The organism is Thioalkalivibrio sp. ALJ7 (assembly GCF_000376865.1).
Lineage (GTDB): Bacteria > Pseudomonadota > Gammaproteobacteria > Ectothiorhodospirales > Ectothiorhodospiraceae > Thioalkalivibrio.
In genome coordinates this window covers 213,228-239,438 of record NZ_AQXQ01000009.1, presented here as the reverse complement: position 1 = coordinate 239,438, position 26,211 = coordinate 213,228, and the positions used below count along the sequence as shown (strand labels likewise).

At 64.2% G+C, this 26,211-nt stretch carries 25 protein-coding genes; 13 read left to right on the top strand and 12 right to left on the bottom strand.

Annotated elements, in window-relative coordinates; all coding sequences use genetic code 11:
• Positions 1-3 precede the first annotated feature (3 nt).
• The 3 genes from D002_RS0105030 to D002_RS0105020 form a co-directional block, all read right to left on the bottom strand.
• Positions 4-1,788 (bottom strand): N-acetylglutaminylglutamine amidotransferase, encoded by a 1,785-nt coding sequence (locus D002_RS0105030; protein ID WP_018140822.1) that lies wholly within the window; start codon positions 1,786-1,788, stop codon positions 4-6.
• 102 nt (positions 1,789-1,890) lie between these two features.
• Complete coding sequence (locus D002_RS0105025) at positions 1,891-2,799, bottom strand: LysR family transcriptional regulator (protein WP_018140821.1); 909 nt, start codon at positions 2,797-2,799, stop codon at positions 1,891-1,893.
• Between the two features lie 193 nt (positions 2,800-2,992).
• The gene (locus D002_RS0105020) at positions 2,993-3,382 is read right to left on the bottom strand and encodes a hypothetical protein (protein WP_026181536.1); all 390 of its coding nucleotides are present in this window, start codon (positions 3,380-3,382) and stop codon (positions 2,993-2,995) included.
• A gap of 59 nt (positions 3,383-3,441) precedes the next feature.
• On the opposite strand from D002_RS0105020, the gene sohB reads away from it, so the two are divergent.
• The 6 genes from sohB (at position 3,442) to D002_RS0104990 (ending at position 7,958) form a co-directional block, all read left to right on the top strand.
• Positions 3,442-4,548, top strand: a complete 1,107-nt coding sequence (gene sohB / locus D002_RS0105015) for a protease SohB (RefSeq protein ID WP_018140819.1) — start codon at positions 3,442-3,444, stop codon at positions 4,546-4,548.
• 66 nt (positions 4,549-4,614) lie between these two features.
• Positions 4,615-5,118, top strand: coding sequence for a DsrE family protein (locus tag D002_RS0105010; protein WP_018140818.1), 504 nt, complete (start codon positions 4,615-4,617; stop codon positions 5,116-5,118).
• Between the two features lie 71 nt (positions 5,119-5,189).
• Positions 5,190-5,336 (top strand): hypothetical protein, encoded by a 147-nt coding sequence (locus D002_RS13785; protein WP_018140817.1) that lies wholly within the window; start codon positions 5,190-5,192, stop codon positions 5,334-5,336.
• A 69-nt stretch (positions 5,337-5,405) separates the two neighbouring features.
• A complete protein-coding gene (locus tag D002_RS0105000) occupies positions 5,406-5,879 on the top strand; it encodes an ATP-dependent zinc protease (RefSeq protein ID WP_026181535.1) in 474 nt (157 codons plus the stop codon).
• 26 nt (positions 5,880-5,905) lie between these two features.
• Positions 5,906-6,811: a 30S ribosomal protein S6--L-glutamate ligase gene (gene rimK, locus D002_RS0104995; protein ID WP_018140815.1), complete on the top strand. Its 906-nt coding sequence runs from the start codon at positions 5,906-5,908 to the stop codon at positions 6,809-6,811.
• Positions 6,812-6,884: 73 nt separating this feature from the next.
• A complete protein-coding gene (locus D002_RS0104990) occupies positions 6,885-7,958 on the top strand; it encodes a succinylglutamate desuccinylase/aspartoacylase family protein (protein WP_018140814.1) in 1,074 nt (357 codons plus the stop codon).
• Positions 7,959-7,992: 34 nt separating this feature from the next.
• Here D002_RS0104990 and D002_RS0104985 read toward each other — a convergent pair whose 3' ends face one another.
• From D002_RS0104985 to D002_RS0104975, 3 genes are all read right to left on the bottom strand, one after another.
• Positions 7,993-8,430, bottom strand: coding sequence for a nucleoside deaminase (locus D002_RS0104985; protein WP_026181534.1), 438 nt, complete (start codon positions 8,428-8,430; stop codon positions 7,993-7,995).
• 21 nt (positions 8,431-8,451) lie between these two features.
• Complete coding sequence (locus D002_RS0104980; RefSeq protein ID WP_018140812.1) at positions 8,452-9,501, bottom strand: GGDEF domain-containing protein; 1,050 nt, start codon at positions 9,499-9,501, stop codon at positions 8,452-8,454.
• 432 nt (positions 9,502-9,933) lie between these two features.
• Positions 9,934-10,407 (bottom strand): aminoacyl-tRNA deacylase, encoded by a 474-nt coding sequence (locus tag D002_RS0104975; protein WP_018140811.1) that lies wholly within the window; start codon positions 10,405-10,407, stop codon positions 9,934-9,936.
• 91 nt (positions 10,408-10,498) lie between these two features.
• Between D002_RS0104975 and D002_RS0104970 the strand changes: the two genes are divergently transcribed.
• The 4 genes from D002_RS0104970 to D002_RS0104955 all read left to right on the top strand — a co-directional run bounded on the left by D002_RS0104970 (position 10,499) and on the right by D002_RS0104955 (position 14,088).
• A complete protein-coding gene (locus D002_RS0104970) occupies positions 10,499-11,491 on the top strand; it encodes an LLM class flavin-dependent oxidoreductase (protein WP_018140810.1) in 993 nt (330 codons plus the stop codon).
• 382 nt (positions 11,492-11,873) lie between these two features.
• Positions 11,874-12,407: a macro domain-containing protein gene (locus tag D002_RS0104965; protein WP_018140809.1), complete on the top strand. Its 534-nt coding sequence runs from the start codon at positions 11,874-11,876 to the stop codon at positions 12,405-12,407.
• Between the two features lie 148 nt (positions 12,408-12,555).
• Positions 12,556-13,752: a tryptophan synthase subunit beta gene (gene trpB, locus D002_RS0104960; RefSeq protein WP_018140808.1), complete on the top strand. Its 1,197-nt coding sequence runs from the start codon at positions 12,556-12,558 to the stop codon at positions 13,750-13,752.
• A 69-nt stretch (positions 13,753-13,821) separates the two neighbouring features.
• Positions 13,822-14,088 (top strand): DksA/TraR family C4-type zinc finger protein, encoded by a 267-nt coding sequence (locus D002_RS0104955; protein WP_018140807.1) that lies wholly within the window; start codon positions 13,822-13,824, stop codon positions 14,086-14,088.
• A 7-nt stretch (positions 14,089-14,095) separates the two neighbouring features.
• Here D002_RS0104955 and D002_RS0104950 read toward each other — a convergent pair whose 3' ends face one another.
• Positions 14,096-14,401 carry a hypothetical protein gene (locus tag D002_RS0104950; RefSeq protein WP_018140806.1) on the bottom strand — a complete coding sequence of 102 codons (306 nt, stop codon included), beginning with the start codon at positions 14,399-14,401 and terminating at the stop codon, positions 14,096-14,098.
• Between the two features lie 262 nt (positions 14,402-14,663).
• On the opposite strand from D002_RS0104950, the gene D002_RS0104945 reads away from it, so the two are divergent.
• Together D002_RS0104945 and D002_RS0104940 are read left to right on the top strand one after the other, a co-directional pair.
• On the top strand, positions 14,664-16,283 hold the full coding sequence (locus D002_RS0104945; protein ID WP_026181533.1) for a BCCT family transporter: 1,620 nt from the start codon (positions 14,664-14,666) through the stop codon (positions 16,281-16,283).
• Positions 16,284-16,454: 171 nt separating this feature from the next.
• Entirely contained in the window at positions 16,455-17,033 is a 579-nt protein-coding gene (locus tag D002_RS0104940; protein WP_018140804.1) for a CPBP family intramembrane glutamic endopeptidase, read from the top strand.
• A gap of 10 nt (positions 17,034-17,043) precedes the next feature.
• Here the strand turns inward: D002_RS0104940 and D002_RS0104935 are convergent, their stop codons facing one another.
• Positions 17,044-18,312, bottom strand: a complete 1,269-nt coding sequence (locus D002_RS0104935) for a bifunctional diguanylate cyclase/phosphodiesterase (RefSeq protein WP_018140803.1) — start codon at positions 18,310-18,312, stop codon at positions 17,044-17,046.
• A gap of 96 nt (positions 18,313-18,408) precedes the next feature.
• Entirely contained in the window at positions 18,409-19,656 is a 1,248-nt protein-coding gene (locus D002_RS0104930) for an HD-GYP domain-containing protein (protein WP_196800103.1), read from the bottom strand.
• 221 nt (positions 19,657-19,877) lie between these two features.
• On the opposite strand from D002_RS0104930, the gene D002_RS0104925 reads away from it, so the two are divergent.
• The gene (locus tag D002_RS0104925; RefSeq protein WP_018140801.1) at positions 19,878-22,004 is read left to right on the top strand and encodes a DUF1631 family protein; all 2,127 of its coding nucleotides are present in this window, start codon (positions 19,878-19,880) and stop codon (positions 22,002-22,004) included.
• Positions 22,005-22,011: 7 nt separating this feature from the next.
• Here D002_RS0104925 and D002_RS0104920 read toward each other — a convergent pair whose 3' ends face one another.
• From D002_RS0104920 to D002_RS0104910, 3 genes are all read right to left on the bottom strand, one after another.
• Positions 22,012-24,351, bottom strand: a complete 2,340-nt coding sequence (locus D002_RS0104920; RefSeq protein ID WP_018140800.1) for an HDOD domain-containing protein — start codon at positions 24,349-24,351, stop codon at positions 22,012-22,014.
• Positions 24,352-24,525: 174 nt separating this feature from the next.
• Positions 24,526-24,906: a DUF2237 family protein gene (locus D002_RS0104915; protein ID WP_018140799.1), complete on the bottom strand. Its 381-nt coding sequence runs from the start codon at positions 24,904-24,906 to the stop codon at positions 24,526-24,528.
• A gap of 93 nt (positions 24,907-24,999) precedes the next feature.
• Positions 25,000-26,031 carry a DUF2235 domain-containing protein gene (locus tag D002_RS0104910; RefSeq protein WP_026181531.1) on the bottom strand — a complete coding sequence of 344 codons (1,032 nt, stop codon included), beginning with the start codon at positions 26,029-26,031 and terminating at the stop codon, positions 25,000-25,002.
• Between the last annotated feature and the right edge of the window lie 180 nt (positions 26,032-26,211).

Sequence of the window (26,211 nt, the reverse complement as noted above, 5' to 3'; positions counted from 1 at the left end):
CGCTTACCGATCCACGTGTGTCTGCAGCCAGTACTCGAGCAGGGCCGCGTGCCAGAGCTTGGAGCCCTGGATGCGGGTGAAATACTGGTCGGGGGCGTCCAGCAGTTTGTCGATGTAGTCCGGCTGGTACAGCCCGCGCTCGCGCGAGGCGCGCGAGGTGAGGATGTCGCGCATGAACTCGAGGAAGTCGCCGCGCACGTACTTCAGGGCCGGCACCGGGAAGTAGCCCTTGGGCCGGTCCAGCACCGCGTCCGGCAGACGCCCGCGGGCGATGCGGCGCAGCACGTCCTTGCCGCCGTCGCCCAGCTTCAGGTGCGGCGGCATCGCGGCGGCGGTCTCCACCAGCTCGTGATCCAGGAACGGGACCCGTGCCTCCAGGCCGAAGGCCATGGTCATGTTGTCCACACGCTTGACCGGGTCATCCACGATCAGCGTAGTCACATCCAGCGCCAGCACCGCGTCGATGAAAGAGCCGGCGCGGTCGGTCTCGAGTTCGGCGAATTGTTCGCGCAGCCAATCCCCGGTGATGTCGGTGGCCGGTGGGTGCTGCAGCATCTCGGCCATTTCCGGATGGTCGCGGTCGAAGTAGTGGCGGCGGAAGCGTTCCACCCAGTCGCCGTGGCGGTCCTCCGCCATCTGTGGATACCAGAAGTAGCCGCCGAATACCTCGTCGGCCCCCTGGCCAGACTGCACCACCTTCACGTGCTGCGACACTTGCTCCGAGAGCAGGTAGAAGGCCACCGCGTCCTGACCGAACATCGGTTCGGCCATCGCGCCGACGGCCTCCGGCAGCCGGGCCAGGACCTGGTCGTTGGGGATCAGGGTCGCCTGGTGGTCGGTGGCATAGCGTTCGGCGACCGGATCGGAGTATTCGAACTCCGAGCCCTTCTCCTCCGGCTGGTCCTCGAAGCCGACGGTGAAGGTGCGCAGGTCCTGTGCCCCCTCCTCCATCGCCAGCGCGACCAGCAGGGAGGAATCCAGCCCGCCGGAGAGTAGTACGCCCACCGGCACATCGGCCACCTCCAGACGCTTGCGCACGGCGCTGCGCAGACTGTGCTCGATACGCTCCTGCCACTCGGCGTCGGACACGACCGGCTCCGGGCGGTGGGCATACAGTGTCCAATAGCGCTGTAGCCGTTCCTGCCCGCGCGCATCGATGCTCAGGTAATGTCCTGGCTCCAGCTTGCGGATGCCGCGCAGCACGGTGCGCGGCGCGGGCACCACCGCATGCAGCGAGAACAGCATGTGCAGCGCCTCGGCATCCAGCTCGGTGTCCACGTCGCCCGCCGCCAGCAGCGCCTGGGTGTTGGAGGCAAAGCGGATCCCGTCGCCCATACGCGCCAGATATAGCGGCTTGATCCCCATACGATCACGCGCCAGCAGCAGACGCTGGGCATTGCCGTCGAACAGGGCGAACGCAAACATCCCGTGGAGGCGACTGACGATCCCCTCGCCCCACTCCGCGTAGCCACGCAGGATGACCTCGGTATCGCCGGTGGAGAAGAAACGGTGGCCGCGGCCTTCCAGTTCGGAGCGCAGCGCGCGGAAGTTGTAGATCGCGCCATTGAACACCAGGGCGAACCCGGTCTCCGGGTCGAACATTGGCTGATGGGCACGTTGCGACAGGTCGAGGATGGACAGCCGCCGGTGACCCAGGGCCACCCGCCCGGAGGCCCACAGGCCATCGGCATCCGGCCCGCGTCGTTCCAGACAGGGCAGCATGCGGGCCACGCCCTCGCCGCTGGCCCGGTGTTCACCCCAGACAAATTCTCCTGCGATCCCGCACATCGGTTCGATCCTTGTTGATTCTTGTTGGGTTCGGCGCGATCACCCGAAGTCCGACGTGGGCCGGGGCTTCGCGTGCGAGCACGCTCCTCCGGGGAATTCCCGTCAGGAAGCGGGATCGGCCCGGAAGGCTTGCTCCAGCGCTTCCATCAGGGACTGGCTGGCCACGCCGGCACGATCCCGGTCCGCGTGCACGATGTAGAACGGCACCTGATGCCGAGTACCAGCCTCCAGGTTCAATTCGACCAGCCGGCCCGCCGCAAGATCCTCGGCGATCCGGTCCTCCGGCATCCAGGCAAAACCGATACCGGAGCGCAGGATCTCGCAGGCGGTACCCATGTGGGAAACCGTCCAGCGCTGGTCGGCCTCCACCCAGCCGCCCTCGCCGGGGGCCTGGATACCTGAATCCCGCACCACCACCTGACGGTGTCCCTGGAGATGGCGCCGGGTCAGCAGCATCTCCGCCTGCGCCAACGGATGCGAAGGATGCGCCACACAGACCATCGACAGCTCGCCCAGGCAGCTACCGAGATAGCCGGACGGAAGCTCCGGACCCAACAGGATGTCCACGGCCGCGTCGCGCAACAGGTCCGGCCCCCCACTGAGCACGACCTCGTGCAACTGGATCCGCGTGGCTGGATAGGCCCGCGAAAAGGCTTCCAGGGCGCCAATCACCGGCGCGCGCGGCAGGAGCTGATCGACCGCCAAACGAATCTCGGACTCCACCCCGGCCGCGAGCGCACCCGCCAGGGCCTCGATCTCCGCCGCCTCTTCCAGCAGGTGCTCGGCCCGGCGCAGCAGCGCCTTACCGGCCGGGGTCAGGACCGCCTTGCGGCCCTGCACCTCGAAGACATCCACGCCCAGCTGCTCTTCCAGCTTCTGCACCGCATGGTTGATGCTCGACGGGCTCTTGTGCACCCGTTCGGCTGCCCGTGCGAAACCGCCGGCGTCCACCACCGCCTGCAGCATGCGCCACTGTTCAAGGGTGACGCGAATCACTGCAGCCGCCCGCATTGGTGGAGCCTATTCCTCAAGCCCCGTTGCGGTGTCCGGCCGGTGCTTGTCGTACCGACTCGGTCCGGATGGGTTCGGGGCATCAATCGGTATCGGGGACCGTCGAGGATCGAATGACGACCCTGCAGGCGCCACAGCTTGCACGCATACGAAAGCCGCTTGAACGCGAGCAAGTCGATTGACCCTCGCCTGGCTAGTGTCCCTCGGGACATCCGCATCCTGGGTTGTGGATTCGCACGTGCCACTCCTCACGCAGACGGGCATAGGCGTTGGCAGTCAACAAGACCAGATGGATGGTAGAGGGGTAGATCCGACGGTCCATCCGCAGGGTCTCGGTCAACTCGGGATCACTGCCTTCCGGGATGTAGAAGAAGTCCACCCCCTCGCGCAATTGATCCTTGCGCGCCTTGAACAGGCGAAAGGCCGTGCCCTTGGGTACCCCGTTCCATTCATCCACCTGGCGCAGACTCAGGGTCGCGTATCCGGCATAGATGATCGGTTCGGGCAGTGGGCCCACTGCGGAACCTTCCCGGTCGAGAAACCGTCCCGCACTACGAGGGTCTTCAACTGTATCGGTATTCATGCTGGCATTATGCACGCACAGGCTTCGGGCCTCACCACGCCATCAATCCAGGACATGAAATGGAATTTCTTCAGGAGTACGGACTTTTCCTCGCCAAGGTTGCCACGGCGGTCATTGCCGTGCTGATCGTGCTGAGCGCCGTCGCCGGGCTGGTCGCCCGTTCGCGCGATCGGCGTCCGGATCGCCTGAGCGTCAAGCGACTCAATGACCGCTTCGAGCGAATGGAAAAGACCGTCCGCCGCGCAGTGGAGCGCCGCCGCGGGCGCGTCGAACGCCTGCGTGACTGGGCCACGCGCAAGCTCGCACGCAAGGGTGCCGAGACATCAGGCACGGGGACCACCGCCGAACAGGACACAGCGACCGATGAACAAACGCGCGACGCCCCCGACACTGCGCAACCCGAAATGGAAACGCCTACCGAACGTCCACGGGTTTACGTACTGCGTTTCGAGGGGGATATCCGCGCCTCCAGCGTCGAAAGCCTGCGAGAAGAGATCACCGCCATCCTGACCATGGCGCGACCGGAGCAGGACCGGGCCATTGTCTGTCTGGAAAGTCCGGGCGGGCTGGTCCCCTCCTATGGGCTCGCGGCCGCCCAACTCGCCCGCCTGCGTGAGGCCGGGATGGACCTCACCGTGACGGTGGATCGCGTGGCCGCCAGCGGCGGCTACATGATGGCGGCAGTCGGTCACCGCATCGTGGCAGCCCCGTTCGCGGTCCTGGGGTCCATCGGCGTCGTGGCTCAGATCCCCAATTTTCACCGTTGGCTGACGCGCAACGATATCGACATCGAGCTGCTGACCGCAGGCGAATACAAGCGCACGCTGACCATGCTCGGCGAAAACACCGACGAGGGCCGCAAGAAATTCCGTGAGCAGCTGGAAGAGGCCCACGAACTGTTCAAGACTTTCCTGACCCGGTATCGCCCGCAGTTGGACCTTGAACAGGTCGCCACCGGCGAGCACTGGTACGGCGAACAGGCCCGCGAGATGGGCCTGGCCGATGAGCTGCGCACCAGCGACGATCTACTGCTGGAACTGACCCGCGAAGCGGATGTTTTCGAGCTCACGTATCACCGCCCACAGACCCTTGGCCGCCGCGTCACCGTCGCGATGGAATCCTTCCTCGAACGTGTACTGCGCAGCCAGGGCGAGACCCGGATGTAACCCGAGGGAAGACCCCGGGCCGCTGCAACGTCGAACCCTGACAAGCCACACCAAAAGGAGTCCCCCATGAACCGGAAGAACCGACCCTTGATCCGCCTGCTGCTGATCCTGCTGGCCGCCGCCAGCCTGCTCGCCATGCCATTGGTCGCCAGTGCCGATGACAACCTCCCCTGGGGCTCGGCCGAGAAGATGGATCGCCCATATGAACCCCGCAAGGTGGTCTACGACGTGTACACCAGCAGCGCCCGGGAACTGGAGATGGTCCTGGACCGCGTGAGCATGCTGAACAACGTCTACGAAGCCGATCCGTTCGAGGCGCATATCGTACTGGTGCTGCACGGGCAGGAAGTGCCCTACTTCACCCGCGACGAATTCGACGAGCACGAGGAGCTGATGCGCCGGGCCAAGTCCCTGACGGACGCTGGACCGGTCGAATTCCGCATGTGTGAGGCCTCCGCCCGCCTGCGCGGCATCGAGCTCAAGGACATCCACGGCTTCGTCAACGTCGTGCCGATGGCCGATGCCGAGATCATCGAGCTGCAGCACGAAGGGTACCTCCTGATGCAGTAACCCTGGCCGCAGTCAGCTGAAGTCGCACGCCTGGCCGAGAACCGGGCGGACCCTTTACCGGCCCGCCCGGCATGCCACCTCTACCGCTCCAGACATCGGGGCATATCTTCTGGTCGCATGAACATGGGCGCCACGGGATCGAGAATCGTGACGGCAACCTCGACAGCATGAGCAACGCCCTCGACGCCCTGACCAACCCGGCAATCGCCGGAGATTGAACGGGTAAACGCCCAGCACCGGACGGGCGATTCGTTATAGTGTGGGTTCGACCCGTTCCGGGAGCCCACGTGGATCGCTCTTCCTCTTTAGACCCCACTCAAACTGAACCCCGCAACCGGCCGATCCTCGGCTGGCGCGAATGGGTTGGCTTGCCCGATTTCGACATCCCGGCCATCAAGTGCAAGGTCGACACCGGCGCGCGCAGCTCCGCGCTGCATACCTTCCAGGTCGATCCCTTTACCCGCGACGGACGTGAATGGGTGCGCTTCGGCATCCATCCTTACCAGCGCGACGCCGAGACCGAGGTCTGGCATGAAGCGCCGGTATTGGATATCCGCAGCGTGACGGATTCAGGCGGCCACACCGGCGAGCGCTACTTCATCGCCACCCGCGTGCAGCTCGGATCGACCTTGTTGCCAGTTGAACTCTCCTTGACCAGCCGCGATACCATGCTCTTTCGCATGCTACTCGGCCGCGAGGCCATGCGCGGTCGCTTCCTTGTCGACCCCCAAGCGTCGTTTGTCGCTGGCCACCACCCGTAACCCTCCTCAGCTCAACAGGCGTCTGCATGAAACTCGGTATTCTCTCGCGCAACAGCAAGCTCTACTCCACCCGGCGCCTGGTCGAGGCCGCCGAACAACGCGACCACGAGGTGCGCGTCGTGGACCCATTGCGCTGCTACATGAACATCACCGCTCACAAGCCGCAGATCCACTACAAAGGCGACATCCTGGACCAGTTCAACGCGGTGATCCCGCGTATCGGCGCCTCGGTCACGTTCTACGGAACGGCCATCCTGCGGCAGTTCGAAATGATGAACGTCTACCCCCTGAACGAGTCGGTCGCAATCTCCCGCTCACGCGACAAGCTGCGCAGCCTTCAGCTGCTGTCGCGTCGTGGCATCGGGCTCCCGGTCACCGGATTTGCTCACTCGCCGGATGACATCGATGACCTGCTGGCCACCGTCGGCGGCGCACCCTGCGTGATCAAACTGCTGGAGGGCACCCAGGGCCTGGGTGTGGTTTTGGCCGAGACCAAGCAGGCCGCCGAGAGCGTGATCCAGGCCTTCATGGGTCTCAAGCAGCACATCCTCGTGCAGGAGTACATCAAGGAGGCGAAAGGCTCCGATATCCGCTGCTTCGTGATCGGCGACAAGGTGGTCGCTTCAATGAAGCGCCAGGCCAAGGAAGGCGAGTTCCGATCCAATCTGCACCGCGGCGGCAGCGCTACCCTGTGTCGTATCACGCCGGAGGAACGTGCCACGGCCGTGCGCGCCGCCAAAGTGATGGGCCTCAATGTCTGTGGCGTGGACCTGCTGCGTTCCAACCATGGGGCGGTGGTAATGGAGGTGAACTCGTCCCCCGGTCTGGAAGGCATCGAGAACGCCTCGGGCAAGGATGTGGCCAGCATGATCATCGAATTCATCGAGAAGAACGGCAAGCCCAACCGCACCAAGACCAAGGGCAGCGGCTAATGATCCGGACACACCCTCTCCGCCGACCCTTGGCGACGGTCCGAGGTCTCCCAACTTGTTGCGAGAAGCACTAATGCCCGGAACACCCCGCGCTCTACGCAACAACCCGATCACCATCGGCAGCACGACCGTACGCCCCGGCGAACGCCGCACGGTGGAACTCGAGCTGGGGGCCCTCTATACCCACACCCCCACCAATATGCCGGTGCAGGTGCTGTGCGGACGCCGCAAGGGTCCGGTGCTGTTCGTCAGTGCCGCGATCCACGGCGACGAGATCAACGGGGTCGAGATCATCCGGCGGCTGCTCAAGGTACCTGCGCTGCGCCGCATGAAGGGCACATTGCTCGCGGTACCGGTGGTCAATATGCACGGCTTCATCAACCAGAGCCGTTACCTGCCCGACCGGCGTGACCTGAACCGCTGTTTCCCAGGATCGCAGAAGGGCTCGCTAGGCGCCCGCGTGGCCCGGCTATTCATGCGCGAAATCGTCCAGCGCAGCACCCACGGGATCGACCTCCACACCGGCGCTATCCACCGCTCCAACCTCCCCCAGATCCGCGCCAACCTCGACCACCCGGAAACGCTCGATCTGGCCCGGGCCTTCGGTGCGCCGGTGATCCTCAACTCGGCCCTGCGAGATGGCTCCCTGCGCGAGGCCGCCGCGGAACGCCAGGTCCCGATCCTGCTCTACGAGGCCGGCGAGGCCCTGCGCTTCGACGAGCTCTCGATTCGGGGCGGGGTGCACGGCATCATCGAAGTGATGCGCCAGCTGGAAATGCTTCCCGCCGTGCGGCGACGCGCCCGCAAGGAGCCCATCATGGCCCGCACCAGCGGGTGGGTACGGGCGCCGCAAAGCGGCATCCTGCGCACCTTCGTGCGACAAGGCGACCGCGTGGTCCGCGATCAGACCCGCCTGGCCATCATCTCCGACCCCTTCGGCGAGACCGAGACCGAGATCCTGGCGCCGGCCTCCGGCATCATCATTGGCGAGCTCAACCTGCCGCTAATCAACGAAGGCGATGCCCTGTTCCATATCGCGCAGTTCAACCGCACGGATCTGGCCGTGGAGCGCCTGGAGACCTTCCAGGAGAACCTCGAAGCCAGCGATTACCCCTACGCCGATGCGCCTCCCAGGGAAAACCCCTAGCCACGCCGACCGCGGGCACCCTTAAAGCGGTGCCTCAGTGGCCGATGTCCTCGTGCCACAACTCCGGGTAGGTTTCGATGAAATTCTGCATCAGCGCCCGGCACGCCGGGTCCTGCACGACATCCACCTGGATCCCGTGGCCACGCAGCCAGTCCTCCTCGCCCATGAACGACGCGTTCTCGCCAATCACCACCCGCGGGATGCCGTACAGGACGATCGCCCCACTGCACATCGCGCAGGGCGATAACGTGGTGTAAAGCGTGCACTCGCGATAGACCTGGGCGGGCTGCCGCCCGGCGTTCTCCAGCGCGTCCATCTCCGCGTGCAGGATCGCACTCCCCTGCTGGACCCGCCGATTGTGCCCGCGGCCAAGTACCGTACCCTGGTGCACCAGCACCGAGCCAATCGGGATCCCTTCCTCCCCCAGACCGGCCCGAGCCTCATCCAACGCCTGTTCCAGAAATGGATCCATCATCATTCGGAGCTTCCCTGTTTAACCCGGCTCAGTCCGCCACAATACGCGGTTGCGGCCCTGCTGCTTGGCTCGATAAAGCTGCTGGTCGGCTTCATGCAGGGCACTGTCGAGATGACTGGGATCATTGAAACGCGTCAGCCCCCCACTGAATGACAAGTGATGCTCGCTGCCCCCGAGCTTCTGTGGTGTCCGAGACAGGTTCTCGCGGATCGCCTCGACAACCTCCCGAGCCGTCGCACATTGTGTATCGGTCAACACGATCAGAAACTCCTCACCGCCCCAGCGACACACGAGGTCCCGGCCCTTCAAATGACGCCGCAAATGGTCGGCAACGGCCCGGATAACCTGGTCGCCCACATCATGCCCATAGCGATCGTTCACCTGCTTGAAATGATCCAGATCCAGGAGGGCCAGTGCTGCGGGGAACGCCTCCTCCCCCATGCTTCCGATCGCCTCCTCCAGCCCACGACGATTCAGGAGACCGGTCAAGGGATCATGCCGCGCATCCACACTGAGTTGATCGTGGGTACTGGTAATCGCCATGTATGACCGAACGCGCATCCACTCCGCGAGGATCGCCATCAGGCAGAGCGCGGAAAGCCCGACGAGCAAGCGCGACTTCTGCACCGACTCGTAGTCGTAAACGGCTGGAAACGGTCCATACAGCCCGACAGCGGCCGTGCCTACCAGGAGCGCGCAAAAGAACACCGCCAGACGGACGCTGGTAAACCCCGCCATGACCATAATGACCGTGACCGGGAACGCAAAGAACACGCCGGACCCATCAACGCCCCCGCCCAGAATCAGATACAAGGCCAGGACGAATGCCTGTGCAGCAAAAAAGTAACTGACCTCCCGGGCATGCGCCCGGGTCAGGCGGTTGTACAAGAACAGGCTCAGGCACAGTACGGCATTTAACAGCAACACCAGCGCCAGGCCATGCCGACCCTCGGATAGCGAAAGGAATCCAAATACCACCAGAATCATGGAGCCCGCGCTGGCGAACAACATGACCAACAGGGCCCGGCGGCTTTCCTCGATCTCCTCTGGTGTACGGCCAAATTCCATAGTGCCTCCGTGCAGCTGCGGGATCTCCCGTGCCGCCCCCAACGATGAACCTCCTGGCTAACCGATTACGACTCCGTAGGTTGGCACTACGAACCCATATCCCGATCACGGGTCCGGAATCCTGCATTCCCCTAGGCAGCACCCTCACATGTGACGGGTCGAACCCCGCCAATCATTCCCGACGCCACACATTTCAGCGGCCAAATGTGGCCCCTGTCAGGGCAATCACGCCATTCGGCATGCATCACACTGACGCGTGGACCCTCATGGGAGGGTCGCGACACATGAGAAATTCGTGGCCGCAAGGCCGACTACGCGCGCGGGAAAAACAGGGCAGAACAGGCTCTCCCCAACACGCGTACAGCCCTACCTGGGGACCACTCGTCCTTTACAACGGAAGCTCTCTAGGATAACAGCATCGGTCCCTGGCGATCAGACGTGAGCGCTGAACTGGCCGCGCCGGGGCTGACCCAGAAGGAACAGGAAGTCCCCTTCGCCCAAGTGCACCAGAGACTCATGGTCGCCGGCCTCGAAATACACGTCATGCTGCTCCAGCAAGGTGTCATCCACCAGCGTTTCCAACCCGTAGGCCGGACCCAACGCAGGGATAGCACCACGCTCGCAATCCGCAAAGACACTGGCAACCTCGTCCTCGGTGGCCAGGCCCACGTGGTCGCCGAGCAGGCGGTGCAACTGGCCCAGCTTCACGCGGCGTGTAGCTGGCACAACGGCCAGTCGATATTGCGTGTCCTCCTCCACAAGGAGCACGGCCTTGGCCACGGCATCACCCGGTATATGGGCCGCCTCGGCCGAGCGGCTGGCGGAATCGGAGTGCGGGTGATGCACCACCTGATAGGTCACCGCATGCTGGTCCAGAAAATCGCTCAAGGTCCTCGAAATACCCATGGCATGCCCTCCGCAAAGCCTTTCTTGACTATAGACCCCGCCATGACTGACGAGGTCTGCGGCCACCTGCCACATCGGTACAATTCGGACCATGACCGCATTCTCCGTACTCGACCTCGCCCCGATCACCGCCGGGGGCGACGCCACGCAAGCGCTCCACAACACCCTGGATCTGGCCCAGCATGCCGAGACACTGGGCTTCCATCGCTACTGGCTGGCGGAACACCACAACATGCCCGGTATCGCCAGTGCGGCCACCGCCGTCGTGATTGGCCAGGTGGCCGCGGCGACGCAGCGCATTCGGGTCGGTGCCGGCGGGATCATGCTTCCCAACCACGCCCCGCTGATCGTGGCCGAGCAGTTCGGTACCCTCAACGCCCTCTATCCGGGGCGCATTGATCTGGGTTTGGGCCGGGCACCGGGAACCGACCCGACCACGGCACGTGCCCTGCGCCGCGCACCCGACATCGACCCCGACCAGTTCCCCCGCGATGTCGCCGAGCTCTTGACCTACTTCGACGAGCCACAGCCGAACCAGGTCATTCACGCCATCCCTGGGGCGGGCCAGAAAGTGCCCATATGGATACTCGGATCCAGCCTGTTCGGAGCGCAACTCGCAGCCCAACTGGGTCTGCCCTACGCGTTCGCCTCTCATTTCGCGCCAGGCCAACTCATGTCTGCGCTGGAGCTTTATCGCAGCCAGTTCCGCCCCTCTTCCTACCTGGCACAACCCTACGCCATGGTGGGATACAACGTGTATGCCGCAGAGACCGACGCCGAGGCCCGCACCCTTGCAAGCTCCATGGAGCAGGCCTTCGTGAGTCTCCGTCGTGGGCGCCCGGAGCCGATCCAGCCCCCGATTCGGGAATACCGGGAGCAGCTGGATCGCGCAGAGCGGGCCATCGTCGAACAGACCATGGCCTGCTCCGCGATCGGCGCTCCTGACACCGTGGAACGCGAGATCCGCGACTTTCTCGAGCAGACGGCCGCCGACGAGCTGATCATCACCACCTCCACCTTCGATCACGCCGATCGCAGGCGCTCGCTAGAGCTGACTGCGGAGGTACGCGACCGTATCGGCTAACCCGGTTTCCGAGATCCAAGCGCTTCCCTATGCTTGGGAGTACGGCCAGCGACCCAAGGGAAACGCTGATTAATGTACACGCTCGCGTTGGCACCCCAGGTTTTCCGAGGCAAGGCGCGTCGCGCAGCGGATAGTGGTTCTACCCGCCCGTTTTTGATGGATTGGGGCGCAACGCAGGATCGGGGAACCTGGGGTACCAACCCCACAACCTATTGAGAGCAGGGGCTCGGCCGCCCGTTGTTATCAAAAACGGGCGCGGGAAACGGCGTTGCGGTTCCTTTGTGCAGAATGACTGCACCGCAGTCACCGCGCCTTGTTCGCACGCAAAAGCGACTCGAGCGCGAGCGTGCACATTAATCAGCGTTTCCCAAGGGAGAGGCCCATGCGCGTCGACATCCACGGCACCACCATCGAATGTGTCACCGGCGACATCGCCGCACAGCGCGACATGGACGCCGTAGTCAATGCCGCGAATGCCTGGCTGCGCCCCGGAGGCGGGGTCGCGGGCGCCATCCACCGCGCCGCCGGCCCCGGTTTGGAACGCGAGGGCCAGCCACTGGCCCCGATCGAACCCGGCCAGGCCGTACTGACCGGAGGCCACCACCTGCCCAACCGCTTCGTCATCCACTGTCTGGGACCGGTCTACGGGCACGATGAGCCGGCCGGTCGCCTACTCGGTGCCTGCTATCGCAATGCCCTGACCCGAGCCGAGGAGGCCGGAATCTACAGCGTTGCCTTCCCAGCACTGTCGACCGGGGCATTCGGTTATCCACTGGAAGACGCCGCCCGAATCGCAATCCAGACCGTTCTGGACGCCACGCCAAGACTGGACGCAGTCGGCCATATCCGGTTCGTGCTCCACACGGAACAGGATCGCGACCTGTATGCGCGGCTCCTGGAGGAATGTACGGCGTGAGGCCGTATGAAACGGTCGGCGCGGATATACCGCCCGACAGACCCTGATCGGCTCTGGCCGGGTTGGCATTCCGGATGGGACGCAGGATCATACAGCCCCGAACCGGCCCCATAGGCCCTTTCAACAACACAAGGCAGTGAGACCGCCCATGTCGTATCTCAAGGACTACCCCAACGCGGAAGGCTTTTTTGGTGAATTTGGTGGCGCATTCCTCCCGCCAGAACTGGAGCCGCACTTCGCCGAGATCAACCGCGCCTATCGGACGCTCGTGCGCTCTGGCGATTTCCTGAACGAGCTGCGCTACATCCGCAAGCACTACCAGGGGCGGCCGACGCCGGTGTACTACGCCCACAACCTGAGCCGAGCGGTGGGTGCACACATCTACCTCAAACGCGAAGACTTGAACCACTCCGGCGCGCACAAGCTGAACCACTGCATGGGCGAGGCATTGCTGGCCAAACACATGGGCAAGAAGAAATTGATCGCCGAGACCGGCGCCGGGCAGCACGGTGTCGCCCTGGCCACCGCAGCCGCCTACTTCGGGATGGAATGCGAGATTCACATGGGCGAGATCGATATCGCCAAGGAAGCCCCCAATGTCACCCGAATGAAGCTGATGGGGGCGCAAGTCGTACCGGTATCGTTCGGGGGGCGTTCCCTGAAAGAGGCCGTGGATTCCGCCTTTCAGTCCTACCTCTCGCAGGCCGCCGAGGCGCTGTTCGCGATCGGGTCCGTGGTCGGGCCGCACCCGTTTCCGCTGATGGTACGTAACTTTCAGTCCGTGGTCGGCATCGAGGCGCGCGAGCAATATCTGGAGATGAGCGACGGCGAACTGCCCGATCACGTGGTCGCCTGCATCGGCGGCGGCTCCAATGCGATGGGCATGTTCGCGGGCTTCATCGAGGACGCACAGGTGCAACTCAACGGCGTGGAGCCACTGGGGCGCGGCACCAAGCTGGGCGAACACTCCGCCACCATGACCTATGGCAAGCCGGGCATGATCCACGGCTTCAAGTGCATGCTGCTGGCCGACGACGAAGGCAATCCGGCCCCGGTCCACTCCATCGCCTCGGGGCTGGACTACCCCGGGGTCGGACCGGAGCACTCTTACCTGAGGACCACCGAGCGCGTCGCCTATCACGCAATCAACGACGATGATGCGCTGAATGCCTTCTACCAGCTCTCGCGCACCGAGGGGATCATCCCGGCACTGGAGAGCGCGCACGCCGTCGCCTGGGCGATGAAAAAGGGCCGCGAACAACCGGGCACAACGATCCTGGCCAACCTCTCTGGCCGCGGCGACAAGGACATCGATTACGTCGCGCGCGAGTTCGGCCACGGCTAGGGAGACGGAACTTCCGACCCGAGGGCTACAGTCTCATATCGAAAGGCCACCCCCATGCGAGGACACGCTATGGCAGGCGGATGGGCAAAAGACGGCGCGGAGCAGGAGCAGATCGACCACACGGTCGAGGATGCCCTGCAGCGCGTGCGCAGCCAGATCCCGGCCGGCGAGAGTCGGACCGAATGCGAGGCATGCGGCACGCCGATCCCCGAGGGCCGGCGCAAGGCTCTACCGGGCGTGCGCCTGTGCGTCACCTGCCAGGAGGCGCAGGACACCGAGCAGCAGGCCACCAGCCCCTACAACCGGCGGGCCTCCAAGGACAGCCAGCTGCGCTGAGCCAACCCTAGAGGTACTTCATCCTCGCCCGAATCGAATCGGGATCGGATACGGCATCCCTCAGGCTGGCCCCTTCTTCGGCACCCCCCACGACCAGTCCCTTACCGGAAACCGGAATCACGTTGTCGATCTGGAAACGTCCCGTCGTGCCCCGCAGGAAGCACTCCTCGTCAAAGAACAGGCGATCACCGTCCGGCCCGATCTCGTCGGACTCAAGCGTTTCGTAGCCAATCAGGCGCGCGATATCCTCGTGGTCTGCGATATTCACCTGTTCAATCGTCTGCTGTTCCGGGTCAATCAACAAGGCCTTCATTCACGTCCTCGGTCACACGGGTTCACGGACTCATCAAGGTACGCGATCCACGTATGCGCTGACTATGGTAAGGCAACCATTGCCCGGCGCGGCGCCCAGCCGTTCGCACTCCCATCACTTATAGTCGTGCGTTACGAACGCGTAATCGGGATCTCTCATACCCCTTTTGCAATTCTCCGCTCATGGGTCTTTACTCCCGTCAGGCGGCCGCAAGCAAGCACGCGTGATACCGCCGCACCCACGCAGAATGGAGGAGGCGACGGTGAGCGAGAATCCACAAGACCTCGAAGAACAGAGAAAGGAACTGGAAGCCGAATACGAAACCGACCACGAGATCGGTGAGCAAAACATCAACCCACTGGGCCTGGACCTGCACAACCCGGTCTTTGTTACCAGCGCCTTGTTGATCAGCGTATTCGTCATCCTCTCGCTGATCTTTCCGGAACAAGCCAACGAGAACCTCGACAACACCCGTCAGTGGATTGGCCGCACCTTCGACTGGCTGTTCCTTTCGGCCGGCAACATCTTCGTCCTGTTCTGCCTGGCCCTGATCCTGCTCCCCATCGGCCGCATCCGCATCGGTGGGCAGGACGCCAAGCCGGAATTCTCGGTGATCTCCTGGTTCTCCATGCTATTCGCCGCCGGCATGGGGATCGGGCTGATGTTCTGGAGCGTGGCGGAGCCAGTGGGCTACTTCACCGAATGGTTCGGCACGCCGCTGGGGATCGAAGGCGGGACCGAGGAATCCCGGCAGGCCGCACTGGGGGCCACCATGTATCACTGGGGGCTGCACCCCTGGGCGATCTATGCGGTGGTGGGGCTGGCGCTCGCATTCTTCGCCTACAACAAGGGCCTGCCGCTCACCATACGCTCTGCGTTCTACCCGATCCTCGGGGAACGCGTGTGGGGCCCCATCGGCCATGTGATCGACACCCTCGCCGTGCTCGCGACCATGTTCGGCCTGGCCACCTCGCTCGGTCTCGGGGCGCAACAGGCGGCCTCGGGTCTGGAGTTCCTGTTTGGCATTGATGCCGGCCTGAACACCCAGGTCGCCATCATCATCGGGGTCACCATCATCGCCCTGCTGTCGATCATGCGCGGCATCCATGGCGGCGTGAAGGTACTCAGCAATATCAACCTGCTATTCGCCGCGCTGCTGCTATTTTTCGTGATGGTGGCTGGCGGCGTGCTTGCGTTCCTGTCTAGCGTCGGCACCACGGTGACCGGCTACGTGCAGTACATCATCCCGCTCAGCAACCCGGTCGGGCGCGAGGACGAGACGTTCTACCACGCCTGGACCATCTTCTTCTGGGCCTGGTGGATCTCCTGGTCGCCGTTCGTCGGGATGTTCATCGCCCGCGTCTCGCGCGGACGCACCGTGCGCCAGTTCGTGACCGCGGTCCTGCTGGTGCCGACCATGGTCACGGTCATCTGGATGAGTGCCTTCGGCGGTTCCGGAGTGGATCAGGCGCGAGAAGGCATCGGCGCCCTGGCCGACGGGATCTCGGACTCCTCGCTGGCCCTGTTCCAGATGCTGGAGCACCTGCCCTTCACCGCCATCACCTCGTTCCTGGCGATCGCCCTCGTCCTGGTGTTCTTCATCACCTCGTCGGACTCGGGCTCGCTGGTGATCGACTCCATCACCTCCGGCGGCAAGACGGACGCCCCGCAATCCCAGCGCCTGTTCTGGGCCACCTACGAGGGCATCGTTGCCGGGGTCCTGCTGGCCGTTGGCGGGGCTGCGGCCCTCAACGCGCTGCAGGCGGGGGCCGTTAGTACCGGTCTGCCGTTCGTTATCGTGCTGCTCGTGATGTGCGTCAGTCTGATGAAGGGCCTGTTCCACGAACTGGCCCTGATCCGCATCGAGGAGGCCAAGACCTAAACGAGACGCGCGTCCGGGATTCCCGAGCCCCACCACAGCCCTCCCCGCATCCGCTTCGGCGGCGCGGGGATTTTTCAGATCCTGCGCATCAATGTCTTCCTTCGCAGGACAACGGCCCCCGAGATCGGGCATCCTCGCGGGGATGACCCCTGCATGCCCCGTCCACTCGCGATGAGTCTGCGCAAGACGATCGCCCGACACCCATTGCTGGCCGGAATCGTCTTCCAGGCCGCGCTGATCCCGCTGGCAATAATTCTGGCGGGGCTACTGGAGATCCCCCTCCATGAAACTCTGATCTGGAGCGTCGAAGCCGTGGCCCTGGGCGCCCTTGCGGTTCTCCCGATGCTGGCACTCCTGAGTGTCCTCGCCATGAGCCACTGGGATTCCTATCGCGAGTTATCGGCGCAGGTACGCGAATTCGTCCAGCGCCTCTTCCGTGGTGCGCTGCCAGGGGCCGTGCTGCTGATCTCGTTACTGGCCGGGGTGGGCGAAGAGCTACTGGTTCGGGGCGTCCTGCAGGGCTGGCTGAGCGAACGCTGGTCGCCGGCATGGGCGATCCTGATCGCCGCGGTGGTATTCGGCCTGGCCCACTCGATCAGTCGCCTCTATTTCGTATTCGCCACCCTGATCGGCCTCTATCTTGGTGTGCTCTACCACCTGACCGGCAACCTGTTGGTGGTCATCGTGACCCACGCACTCTACGACTGGATCGTTATTCACCTGTACCTGCGCTCACGCTCGCCGGGGTAGCGGACAGGGATCACCCATTGGCCTTCGGTTGCGCCCCCGACACCTGCTTCATGAAGTGTGGCAGGCGCGCGGGGCGTCCGAGGTAAAACCCCTGGACCAGGTCACAGCCCAGGGCCCGCAGGCGGTTCAGCGTGTCCGCGTCCTCGACCCCTTCGGCCACCACAGTAAGTCCCAGCTTGTGCCCAAGACCGATCATGGACTCCACGATGCGCTGATGCGGCGGGCTGGAGATCAGCTCGTGCACGAAGGTCATGTCGATCTTGAGCTCATCCAGCGGCATCCGCAGGAGTCGCTCCATGGACGAGTACCCGATCCCAAAGTCGTCCATGGAGATGCGCAGACCCAGCTGCTTCATGTTGTGCAGGGCATCGCGTGCCGCCGCATCGTGGCTTTCCATGACCGCTGTTTCGGTCAGTTCAACCGTTACCTGCTCGGGTGGCACACCCCAGAGATCCAGCGACTGGGCTACCAGATCCACCACCTCTGGCTCCTGCAAGTCATCGGCGGAAAAGTTCACCGACACCCCAACGGCGAGCCCTGCCTGCCGATACTCGGCGCATTGCCGCAAGGCGGTGTTATAGACCCAATGGGTCAAGCGTGGCATCAGGTCGGTGCCCTCCGCCGCGCGGACCATGATATCCGGCCGGATTGCGCCGAATTCCGGGTGATCCCAACGCAGCAGCGCCTCGGCCGATTCCACCTGCCCCGACCTCAATGAAATCTGCGGCTGATACTCGAGATGCAGGGACCCGTCCTCGATCGCATCCCCTAGCTGCGACCACAGATCCACTCCCTCCAGCATCGTCTTGGTAGCCCCCGGGGCATGCAGACGCAGCCGGACCCGCTCACGCCGAGCCTGGCGCATCGCCGCATAGGCCTGAGTCAGCAATTTGCGCGGTGCCACGGGGTGCAGTCCCTGAGACAAGGCTAGGCCCGCCCGCGGCCAAAGGAGCACCTCACGCTCGCCGCAGGGAAAGGGCTCACCCAACACACGCAGCATCTTGTGACCCGCCAGCTCGGCGAATCCGCTGCCATCGACGTGGGGCAGCATGCAGGCGAGTTGATGGCGTCCCGTCATCCCGACGGAACCACCCGGTAGTGCCGTCGCCAATGCCTCGCCGGCCTGCCGAAGCAGCGCATCCGTCGCGTCATAACCCAGTGCGGCGTCAATATCGCCCAGCCCTTCAAGATCGATCACGGCCAGGGCCGGCGAACGGTCGCCACCACTCGCCTGCAGGCGCTGGAGAAAGGCTTGATAATCCGATAGGTTCGGCAACATCGCTGGGCCCGGCCAACGGCACCCAAGCGGTGCCTTCAGGGAAACATGGATCAGTCGCCCGCTCGCGAAGAAACCGGTCGATTGATCCCTTTTACCCTAAAGATAATAGCGTGCAGGATCGACCCCGTAGGCCCCAGGCGGCAAATCGCGCATGATCTGCCGTTGGGCACCCTCGGATTCCGGGTCCGTCGAACCCAGATCGAGCTCCAGCGGATCGGGATAGGGACGTCGCTTCGGGTCCAGAATGCGCATCACCCTTGGCATGAAGCGCTGGGTCCTGCGGTGGCTCAGCACAATGGCCACCTCACCGCTGTCCAGCTCCACCAGACTGCCGACCGGGAACAGCCCGACACAATGGGTGAACTGGTCGACTAACGCCGAATTCAGTCCCCAACGCCCGAACTCGCGAAGCTCCTTCAGGGCTTCGTACGGGGTTCCAGCCAAGCGCTGATCGGCGAGCATCTCCTCGTAGGAATCGACGATCGCGGCCATCCGCGCACAGGCGCTGATCTCGTTGGCCACCAGCCCATGCGGATAGCCGCGACCGTCCTCACGTTCGTGGTGTTGCATGACGATATCGCGGACCTTATCCGGGATCCCGTGGGACCGCAGCAAGATCTGCTCTCCGTACTCCACGTGCCGTTGTACCTCGCGCCGTTCTTCGGGGGCGAGCCGCTTCCCGCGCTCGAGCAACTCTTGCGGCAGCTGCATCTTGCCCACATCCATCAGGAGCCCGCCCAGGCCCAGCACCGAAAGCTCGGAACGATCGAGGCCCAGATGCCGGCCCAGGGCCAGCAGATGAATCGACACCCGCAGGGAGTGGTCATACAGAACATCGCCCGACTCGCGCAGGCGGGCCAACAACAACAGGGCATCGGGGTTACGCTCCACGCTCTCGCGCAACGCCTCGGAGGCCTCGCGCGCGGCCGCCACACGTACCCCTGGGTTACGCTCCATGCCGGCGCGTATCTGCTCCAGAACCGTTCCGGCCGTAGCCCAGGCCTCGCGCGCGGCGGGCAACTCTTCGTCCACGGAGCACTGGTCACGATAAACCGTCATGCCACGAAACTGGGCCGCCTCGGCACGGCTCGGAACCGAATCAGCCCGCGCAGTATCACGTGTGGGGGACGCCAGCTTGCTCACCGACTCCGGGGCACTCTTCTCCAGGTCGATGAACACGTGATGGCAGTGCCGGGCCAACTCGTCGATATCCTCTTGCGAGCGGATCAAGATGCCCTCGACCCAGTACGGGGTATCCCGCCACGGGCGATCGAGCTGGCTCACGTACATGCCAACCTGCAGTTCCGCGACGGGAATCTCCTGCTGTATCAATCCCCAGGACATACGAAAACGCTCCGACATCCATCCGGCGGTCGTAGGGTTCGACCCCTTCCATATCGTTCCTACACTATCGACCTGCCCCGAACTAGGCCAGTCCGTTAGTGTGCCCAGTGTAAATTGCTAACGCTCCCGTTCCCCAAACTGGTGCACACATCTCTGTTTTGCGGGACGATGGGGCGGCGGCCACCTCGACGCGGCCTTACACTCAGCACCGGAGTGACCCCATGCCACTCGACCAGGACACAATTCTTGGCTCCACCAACCCGCCTGTCGCCACAGCGCGCAAGTGGACCGGGATGGCGGGGCTGTCGATCGTACAGCGGGAACAACTCGCCGAGATGGTCGTTCCTCGCGTGATCGAGCACCTGGAACGTTGCCTTGCCACCGCCCGCGACGAATGGGAAGCCGGGCGCACCTGGGGCAATGTTAGTGGTAACACCCTGCTGTGGGCGAACGACTTCCGCATGTTCGAGACGCGCGTGATCCGGGATTTCCAGGACGCCCTGATGGAGGATTTCCGCAGCCACGACTACCCGCCGCAATACGAGTTCTCCGGAGTTGCGTTCGCGGACCAGGATGACGGTCTCACCATCCTTGATGACTATCAGTCCACACGCCGCTCGCTCCGGCACAAGCTGGAAGGCGCGATGCGTGAGAACAACCGCTATTCGCACTACGTCTTCACCCAGGCAGCGCAGGAGAAAAACCGCTTCGAATACCCCAACTGGGCCCCCTGGTCGCCCCTTCACTGGTACGAACGGCTGATCGAGATCGGTGAGCTGTATTTCGGCAAGACCGAGATGACGCTGGACCTGATGCGCTCCTATCTCGACTGCGTGCAAAAGACCGCAGCGCCCACGCTCGCCTTCGTGGTGGAGGCCATCGACCATTGCGGCCTGATCACCGAACCGCGAACCGACCCTGAAGCGGCCGGCACGTTGCGCAAGAACGCCTCCTGGAAGCGCTTCGCCGGCAACCGAGACGACGACGCGGCCACAGAGGCCGAACCCGCGAGCGACACCTCCCGCTGGCGGCCCTCCACGCGGGCCGCCGAGGCGGAGCCCTCCCACACAATGCCGGATACGGAGGCGGACCCGTCGCAGTGGGCCGCCTGGGCCTCCAACATGGTCCAATCGCCCGTGTTCCGCCCCGCCGGAGGCGGAACAGGCGGCGGCAATGGCGCCGTAGCGGCGGGGACCACACCGACCACCGCCTTCGTGATGCCGGGCCAACAGGCCGACCCGCGAAGCGCGCTGATGCCGTTTATCCACGACTTGCTGCAGGGGCTGTTCGATCACATCTTTCGCGAGGTCGGGTTCAACCCCTCCGTCCGGACCGTCATCGCCGAGATGCAGTACCCACTGGCGACCGCGGTCATCCACGACCTCGGCTTCTTCCGTGACCGCTCGCACCCGCTACGGCTATGGATTGGGAGCCTGATCAACGTCGCCATCCGAATTAACCCGCAGACCGAGCCCGACAGCGAGGACGTGGAACGCTACCTCGGTTGCATCCGACAGTCAGTGGAACACTTGCGCAACCAGGCGGACCGCATGGATCGTGACGCCGCCGAGGTGCTGATGAACCACTTCCTCGATCAGGTCGAGGCGGAAGACACCCACTGGCGCGAGCGTCAGGTGATGCAGATCGACTTGCCACACGCCGAGGAATGGGCCGAGCAGGCACGCCGCAATCTCGCCCTTGCCGCCCTGGAGACGGGTGCCGACCTGCCCGAAACAGCGGCCGAGGAGATCTTCCAGTCCTGGGAGACAGTATTGGCGGTGGAACACGATGCGGGGGAGGCCGGCGAATCCCTGCATCGGGTGCTGCGTCAGGTGGTCCGACACATCTGCAACATGGCCACCGCGCAGGAGGTCAATCCGCTGGTCGCCGAGGCGCGGGACCACGCGCGGGCCGCGGGGCTGGGGGACGATCGCATTCGCGACCTGGTACAGCACTTGGGCAAGGCCCACCTATTCCGGCTACGGGCGCCAGAAGACGCGGAACGCTTCGATCCCCGTGCCCGCCTGCAGATTCGCGAATCGGTGCGCTACGAGGACGACGATCCGACCCTGGACCAGGACCGCGACGATGACCACGTGTTCGCGGCCATCGGCCTCGATGTGGGCGACTGGTTCGAATTCATTGACGAGAACGGTGAACACCCGCAACGCATGGCACTGATCTGGCGCGGAGAAACCACCCGGCGGTTCTTTTTCCTGTCCATGGATGGCGTGCAGTCGCGGCGCCACAGCCTGCAGGGGGTCGCTCAGGAGCTGCGCCAGGGCCGCATGCGCGCCCTGCCCGAGGACAACCCGCTGGATGCCATCATCGAGGCGCCCGCCAGCTGATTCCGCTTCAGTCGCGTCCCTGGCGTATCGCCAAGGCCATCTGATTACGCACCGCCTTCAGGGACTTCAACACGACCGAGTCCAGAGACCCACCCTCCGGCAGTTCCAGATACAGCAGCCCCACGCAGCGATCGCGAACCGCCAAGGGCAGCAACAGGAAACTGCGGGCGTCCAGGGCCTGGCGAAACTCATCGGGGATGTAGCGACTGATCGAGGGCTCATGGCTGTCGGTAATCACCAGGTCCTTCTTTTGCTCCAGGGCCAGCGACAGGATGTCGCCCTTGCCAGACAGGCCCAGTCGCAAGCGGCCGGACAGCGCTTCGGCTTCATGCCCGAACGCGGTGTGCGCGACCAACACCCGGTGCTCGCGGTCGGCCAGCATCAACATCACCCGTCGCAGCCCCAGTGTCTGGTACAACGTCTCAAGTGTCGTCTGCATCAGGGTGTTCAGGTCGAACTCACCGACCATGCTGTCGAGCATGTCGGTCAGCGCCTCCATCAGTACTGCGGCCTGCTCGGTCGGGTCGCCCGTGGCGGTCGTCGCCCCCGCGCCGCTCGCGTCGTCGCCTTCGCTCCCCACCGCCTCCTCATCATCGAGACGCACGCCCAGATTCGCCTTCAGCCGGTTCAGGGGTTCGCGGCCCTCCGGGGGCAGCTTCACCACCGCCAGGAAATGGTCCATGTGCTCGCGGCCGGATTTGATCGCCCGCTGCATGCCACGAGCGTCGACACCCAGTGCGCTCTGGTAGCGCCGGCGCAGATCCGCCAACAAGGGCCCCTGCTGTTCCCGATCCGCATGGGTAATGCACTGCCCCATCTCCGAGGCCAGGGTGACGATCCGGTGCAGACGCTGGTCTGCGTCGCGGGCCGCCGGCAGCGTTCCGGAGGGCGCACGTTCGACGGAGGTGACGATCTCGCGTGGAAAGTTCCAGTCCTCCAGGACACTGCGCGCCAGAGCCTCGTAGGAAATCCCCAGCACCTGGCGGGCCGCACTGCCCTCACCCGTGCCTTGGCCCACGCGAATCTGGATCTCGTCGGCCTCTTCGGGCAGGTAGTACAGGACCAGCATGTGCCCAATATCGTGGAACAGTGCGCAAACAAACGCCTGCTCGCTCTCCACACCCCCGACCTGTTGCGCGAGATCGCGCGCCAGCATGGCACTGAACAGGGTGCTCACCAGGGCCTCCATCAAGCGTCCGGAATGGCGCCCGCCCTTCAGGTTCTCGAATAGCACCAGCCCCAGCGCTGCGGTGCGTACCTGCTCAAACCCCAGCAGCACAATCGCGCGCGAGACCGTGCGAATATTGCCGCCGAAATTGCTGTAGAAGGGCGAGTTCGCCAGTCGCAACAGCTTCTGCGTGGTGGCGTAATCCTTGAGCACGGCGTTCGACAGCTCCGCGACCGAGCGTTTCAGCGTGTCATCGGAACACTGGGTGATCTCGCGGATATGACTGGAAATGCCAGGGAAATCCGGCTTGCGGCGAATGCGCCGCAGAATAAAGTCCGGCGAGCCATCCCCTGGCTCGCCCTGCACGTCCTCGACGACAGCCACCAGGGCCTCGCGAAAGGCCCGGACCGAGGTAAAACGATCGGCCGGGTCCGGTGACAGCGCCCGCAACACCAGAGCATCGAAACGTTCGTCCCCATTCCCCGCCCGCCGGGACGGCGGTTCCAGGTTCCCGGCCTGCATCGCTTCGAGAATCGTTCCAACACCAGCACCGACGAAGGCCCGCTCGCCGGTCAGCATTTCGAAGAACAAGGCACCGAGGGAGAAGACATCGGAACGCTCACTCGGCATCTCGCCACGCAGCTGCTCCGGCGCCAGGTAATAGGGCGTGTCCGGCAGATGGCTCTCGCCCGCGGCCACCTCGTCGGACAGGACCATGCCGAGCCCGGTCATTCGGGCATGGCCATCCCCACTAACTGTTACGTTGGCCGGCTGCAGAGCACCGTGCAGAATCCCCTGTTCATGCGCCGCCGCTGCGGCATCCAGCAGCTCACGCATCAGGGCCAGGGCACGATCGATTGGCAAGGCCCCCTGCGCAAGGATCCGGTCCAGAGTCTCGCCCTCGACGTACTCGAAGACCAGATAGACCCCGTCGGCGTAGTTCCCCGCTTCGAAAATCGGAGCGATGTTCGGATGGCGGAAGCGGCTCAACTGGCGGGCTTCCTCGAGCAGCGCCTGGCGCGTCGCCGCATCCGCCGCGGTGTTGGTCAGCGTACGAATCGAGACCTGGCGGTCCAGCAACGGATCATGCGCCACATAAAGCCCGTCCCGGCTACTGGCCCCAAGCGTCCGGGTGATCCGGAAGCGCTCAATCGCAGGTACTGAGTTCGCATCAGCCATCAATGGGCTCTCCGTGATGCGCGCACCCGGTGTCGATGCGGAATATTTTCACTCCCACGATATACGGAATCATCCGTCTTCCCCCTGTTGCCCCTCTCGGAACCCAGCCCAGGCCCGAGAATGCCACTACAACACCCCCGTTGTGCGCGTCCCCAATCGCCGCGCACCCTCGCCTTAATCGGCCGGATCGCGGGCGTGCTCCTTGAGGATATCCAGCGGGATCACTGCCAGGGTCTCCTCGTGGGTCGCACGCAGAAATACCCCGGGAGCGGCCCCCGCCCGGTAGGCCTCCAGCCAGCGCGCCGCACAGAGGCACCAGCGATCACCGGCCTGCAAACCGGGGAAGCCGAACTCCGGCATCGGCGTCATCAAGTCGTTCCCCTGGGCCAGGGAGAAATCCAGAAACTCACGGGTAACCTCGGCGCACACGGTATGCATGCCTTGGTCGTCGTAGCCCGTGGCACAGCGGCCATCGCGGTAAAATCCGGTGACCGGATCTCGCCCACAGGGCTCGAGGGCCCCGCCAAACACGTTCTTCGAGGGAAAAGGCTGCATGGGTCGGCTCCCGCTCTGATTTCCCTACAGGATAACGAAGACCCCACCAGCGCACGCGAGCCCTCCTCCAACTGCAGGGAATCGGTCGACGGTTCAGTCGGCGTCGGGCCAGCCCCACTCCTGCAGATGGGACCTCAGGTTCTCGGGTCGATACGAAGTGTCCTTTTGATACCGCTCCAGCACGCTGGGATGCAGTTCAGTCGGGTAGTCCGGCTGATGCAGGGGGCGCCGATACGTCCGGCGCAGGCGGTAGATGTGACGCCGGGAACGATGCAGCGGCGCTGTAGCGTGCGGCCGCAGGCTATCCGGCAAATGATCCTCCAGCTGCAGCCCGGCAAAACGCGCCTCGTCCAGCATCCAGGCCAGCGGCATCTCCGAGGCCAGGCGGCCCTTGGCATCGGGTGCATAACCGCCCCCGATATCGGCATGGACGCCACTGAACCAGATCTGCTTCAGATCCAGTCCTGGGCGTGGCGCCCACAGCGTCGGCTCGAAGTCGGCGCGGGTCTCGTCGATCGCCAGCGCATGGCGGGCGATGCGCACGTTCGGCCCGAGCTTGGTGTCGTAGAACTCGTCGGTGCGGTCGAGCAGACCCAGCAACGAGAACGGGATTCCCAAAGCCCCCACCGTATCCCAGACCCCGACAAAGCGGATCTCGCGTGAGGGGTGGGCATGTTTCTGGCGAAAGGCCCGCGAAGCCTCGCCTTCCGGGGCATGGCTAGCGGCCGTCTTCTTGTAGTGCTGGAACGCCTGCTCGATCCGACGCGCATCCGGGCGCTTGAGGATGCCGCAGTTGTTGATCAACCCGCACAGGCTGCGGACGGTATACGCCCCGCGGCTAAAACCGAACAGGAAGATCTCGCTACCGGGTGCATAGTTCTGGACGATATAGCGATAGGCATCCTGGATGTTCTTGTGGATCCCCCGGCCCGTCACACCCCCGGTGAGCTTGGCGTAGTAGGCACCTACACCCCAGTCGTAGAAGACCTGCTGCGGATCACCCGCGGCATCGGTAGGCGCGATAGCCCGCGCCAGGCGCAGGACATTGGTCGGCACATCCGACTCGATATCTTCCTCCGGGCGATTCCAGGTCCCGTCCGCACAGATCACGATCCTTCGTGTCATTTCACTGCCTCGCTCGCACGCTGCTGGGTATCACGCCGGTGTACCGGGAAGTCCCGAACGTTGGCCGCTGGCGGATGACTCGGGCTACCGTACCCCGTCCCTCTATTGTAGCCACGGAACCCCAGAGACGGCGTACAGTCTGGCCTTGTACGTTGCCGACCCGGGCCTGTCCTCTGAAGA

What these genes read in the sequence shown, in the direction of transcription:
- D002_RS0105030 (WP_018140822.1), bottom strand. Translation starts at nt 1,788, where the DNA reads ATGTGCGGGATCGCAGGAGAATTTGTCTGGGGTGAACACCGGGCCAGC.
- D002_RS0105025 (WP_018140821.1), bottom strand. Translation starts at nt 2,799, where the DNA reads ATGCGGGCGGCTGCAGTGATTCGCGTCACCCTTGAACAGTGGCGCATG.
- D002_RS0105020 (WP_026181536.1), bottom strand. Translation starts at nt 3,382, where the DNA reads ATGAATACCGATACAGTTGAAGACCCTCGTAGTGCGGGACGGTTTCTC.
- sohB (WP_018140819.1), top strand. Translation starts at nt 3,442, where the DNA reads ATGGAATTTCTTCAGGAGTACGGACTTTTCCTCGCCAAGGTTGCCACG.
- D002_RS0105010 (WP_018140818.1), top strand. Translation starts at nt 4,615, where the DNA reads ATGAACCGGAAGAACCGACCCTTGATCCGCCTGCTGCTGATCCTGCTG.
- D002_RS13785 (WP_018140817.1), top strand. Translation starts at nt 5,190, where the DNA reads ATGCCACCTCTACCGCTCCAGACATCGGGGCATATCTTCTGGTCGCAT.
- rimK (WP_018140815.1), top strand. Translation starts at nt 5,906, where the DNA reads ATGAAACTCGGTATTCTCTCGCGCAACAGCAAGCTCTACTCCACCCGG.
- D002_RS0104990 (WP_018140814.1), top strand. Translation starts at nt 6,885, where the DNA reads ATGCCCGGAACACCCCGCGCTCTACGCAACAACCCGATCACCATCGGC.
- D002_RS0104985 (WP_026181534.1), bottom strand. Translation starts at nt 8,430, where the DNA reads ATGGATCCATTTCTGGAACAGGCGTTGGATGAGGCTCGGGCCGGTCTG.
- D002_RS0104980 (WP_018140812.1), bottom strand. Translation starts at nt 9,501, where the DNA reads ATGGAATTTGGCCGTACACCAGAGGAGATCGAGGAAAGCCGCCGGGCC.
- D002_RS0104975 (WP_018140811.1), bottom strand. Translation starts at nt 10,407, where the DNA reads ATGGGTATTTCGAGGACCTTGAGCGATTTTCTGGACCAGCATGCGGTG.
- D002_RS0104970 (WP_018140810.1), top strand. Translation starts at nt 10,499, where the DNA reads ATGACCGCATTCTCCGTACTCGACCTCGCCCCGATCACCGCCGGGGGC.
- D002_RS0104965 (WP_018140809.1), top strand. Translation starts at nt 11,874, where the DNA reads ATGCGCGTCGACATCCACGGCACCACCATCGAATGTGTCACCGGCGAC.
- trpB (WP_018140808.1), top strand. Translation starts at nt 12,556, where the DNA reads ATGTCGTATCTCAAGGACTACCCCAACGCGGAAGGCTTTTTTGGTGAA.
- D002_RS0104955 (WP_018140807.1), top strand. Translation starts at nt 13,822, where the DNA reads ATGGCAGGCGGATGGGCAAAAGACGGCGCGGAGCAGGAGCAGATCGAC.
- D002_RS0104950 (WP_018140806.1), bottom strand. Translation starts at nt 14,401, where the DNA reads ATGAAGGCCTTGTTGATTGACCCGGAACAGCAGACGATTGAACAGGTG.
- D002_RS0104940 (WP_018140804.1), top strand. Translation starts at nt 16,455, where the DNA reads ATGAGTCTGCGCAAGACGATCGCCCGACACCCATTGCTGGCCGGAATC.
- D002_RS0104935 (WP_018140803.1), bottom strand. Translation starts at nt 18,312, where the DNA reads ATGTTGCCGAACCTATCGGATTATCAAGCCTTTCTCCAGCGCCTGCAG.
- D002_RS0104930 (WP_196800103.1), bottom strand. Translation starts at nt 19,656, where the DNA reads ATGTCCTGGGGATTGATACAGCAGGAGATTCCCGTCGCGGAACTGCAG.
- D002_RS0104925 (WP_018140801.1), top strand. Translation starts at nt 19,878, where the DNA reads ATGCCACTCGACCAGGACACAATTCTTGGCTCCACCAACCCGCCTGTC.
- D002_RS0104920 (WP_018140800.1), bottom strand. Translation starts at nt 24,351, where the DNA reads ATGGCTGATGCGAACTCAGTACCTGCGATTGAGCGCTTCCGGATCACC.
- D002_RS0104915 (WP_018140799.1), bottom strand. Translation starts at nt 24,906, where the DNA reads ATGCAGCCTTTTCCCTCGAAGAACGTGTTTGGCGGGGCCCTCGAGCCC.
- D002_RS0104910 (WP_026181531.1), bottom strand. Translation starts at nt 26,031, where the DNA reads ATGACACGAAGGATCGTGATCTGTGCGGACGGGACCTGGAATCGCCCG.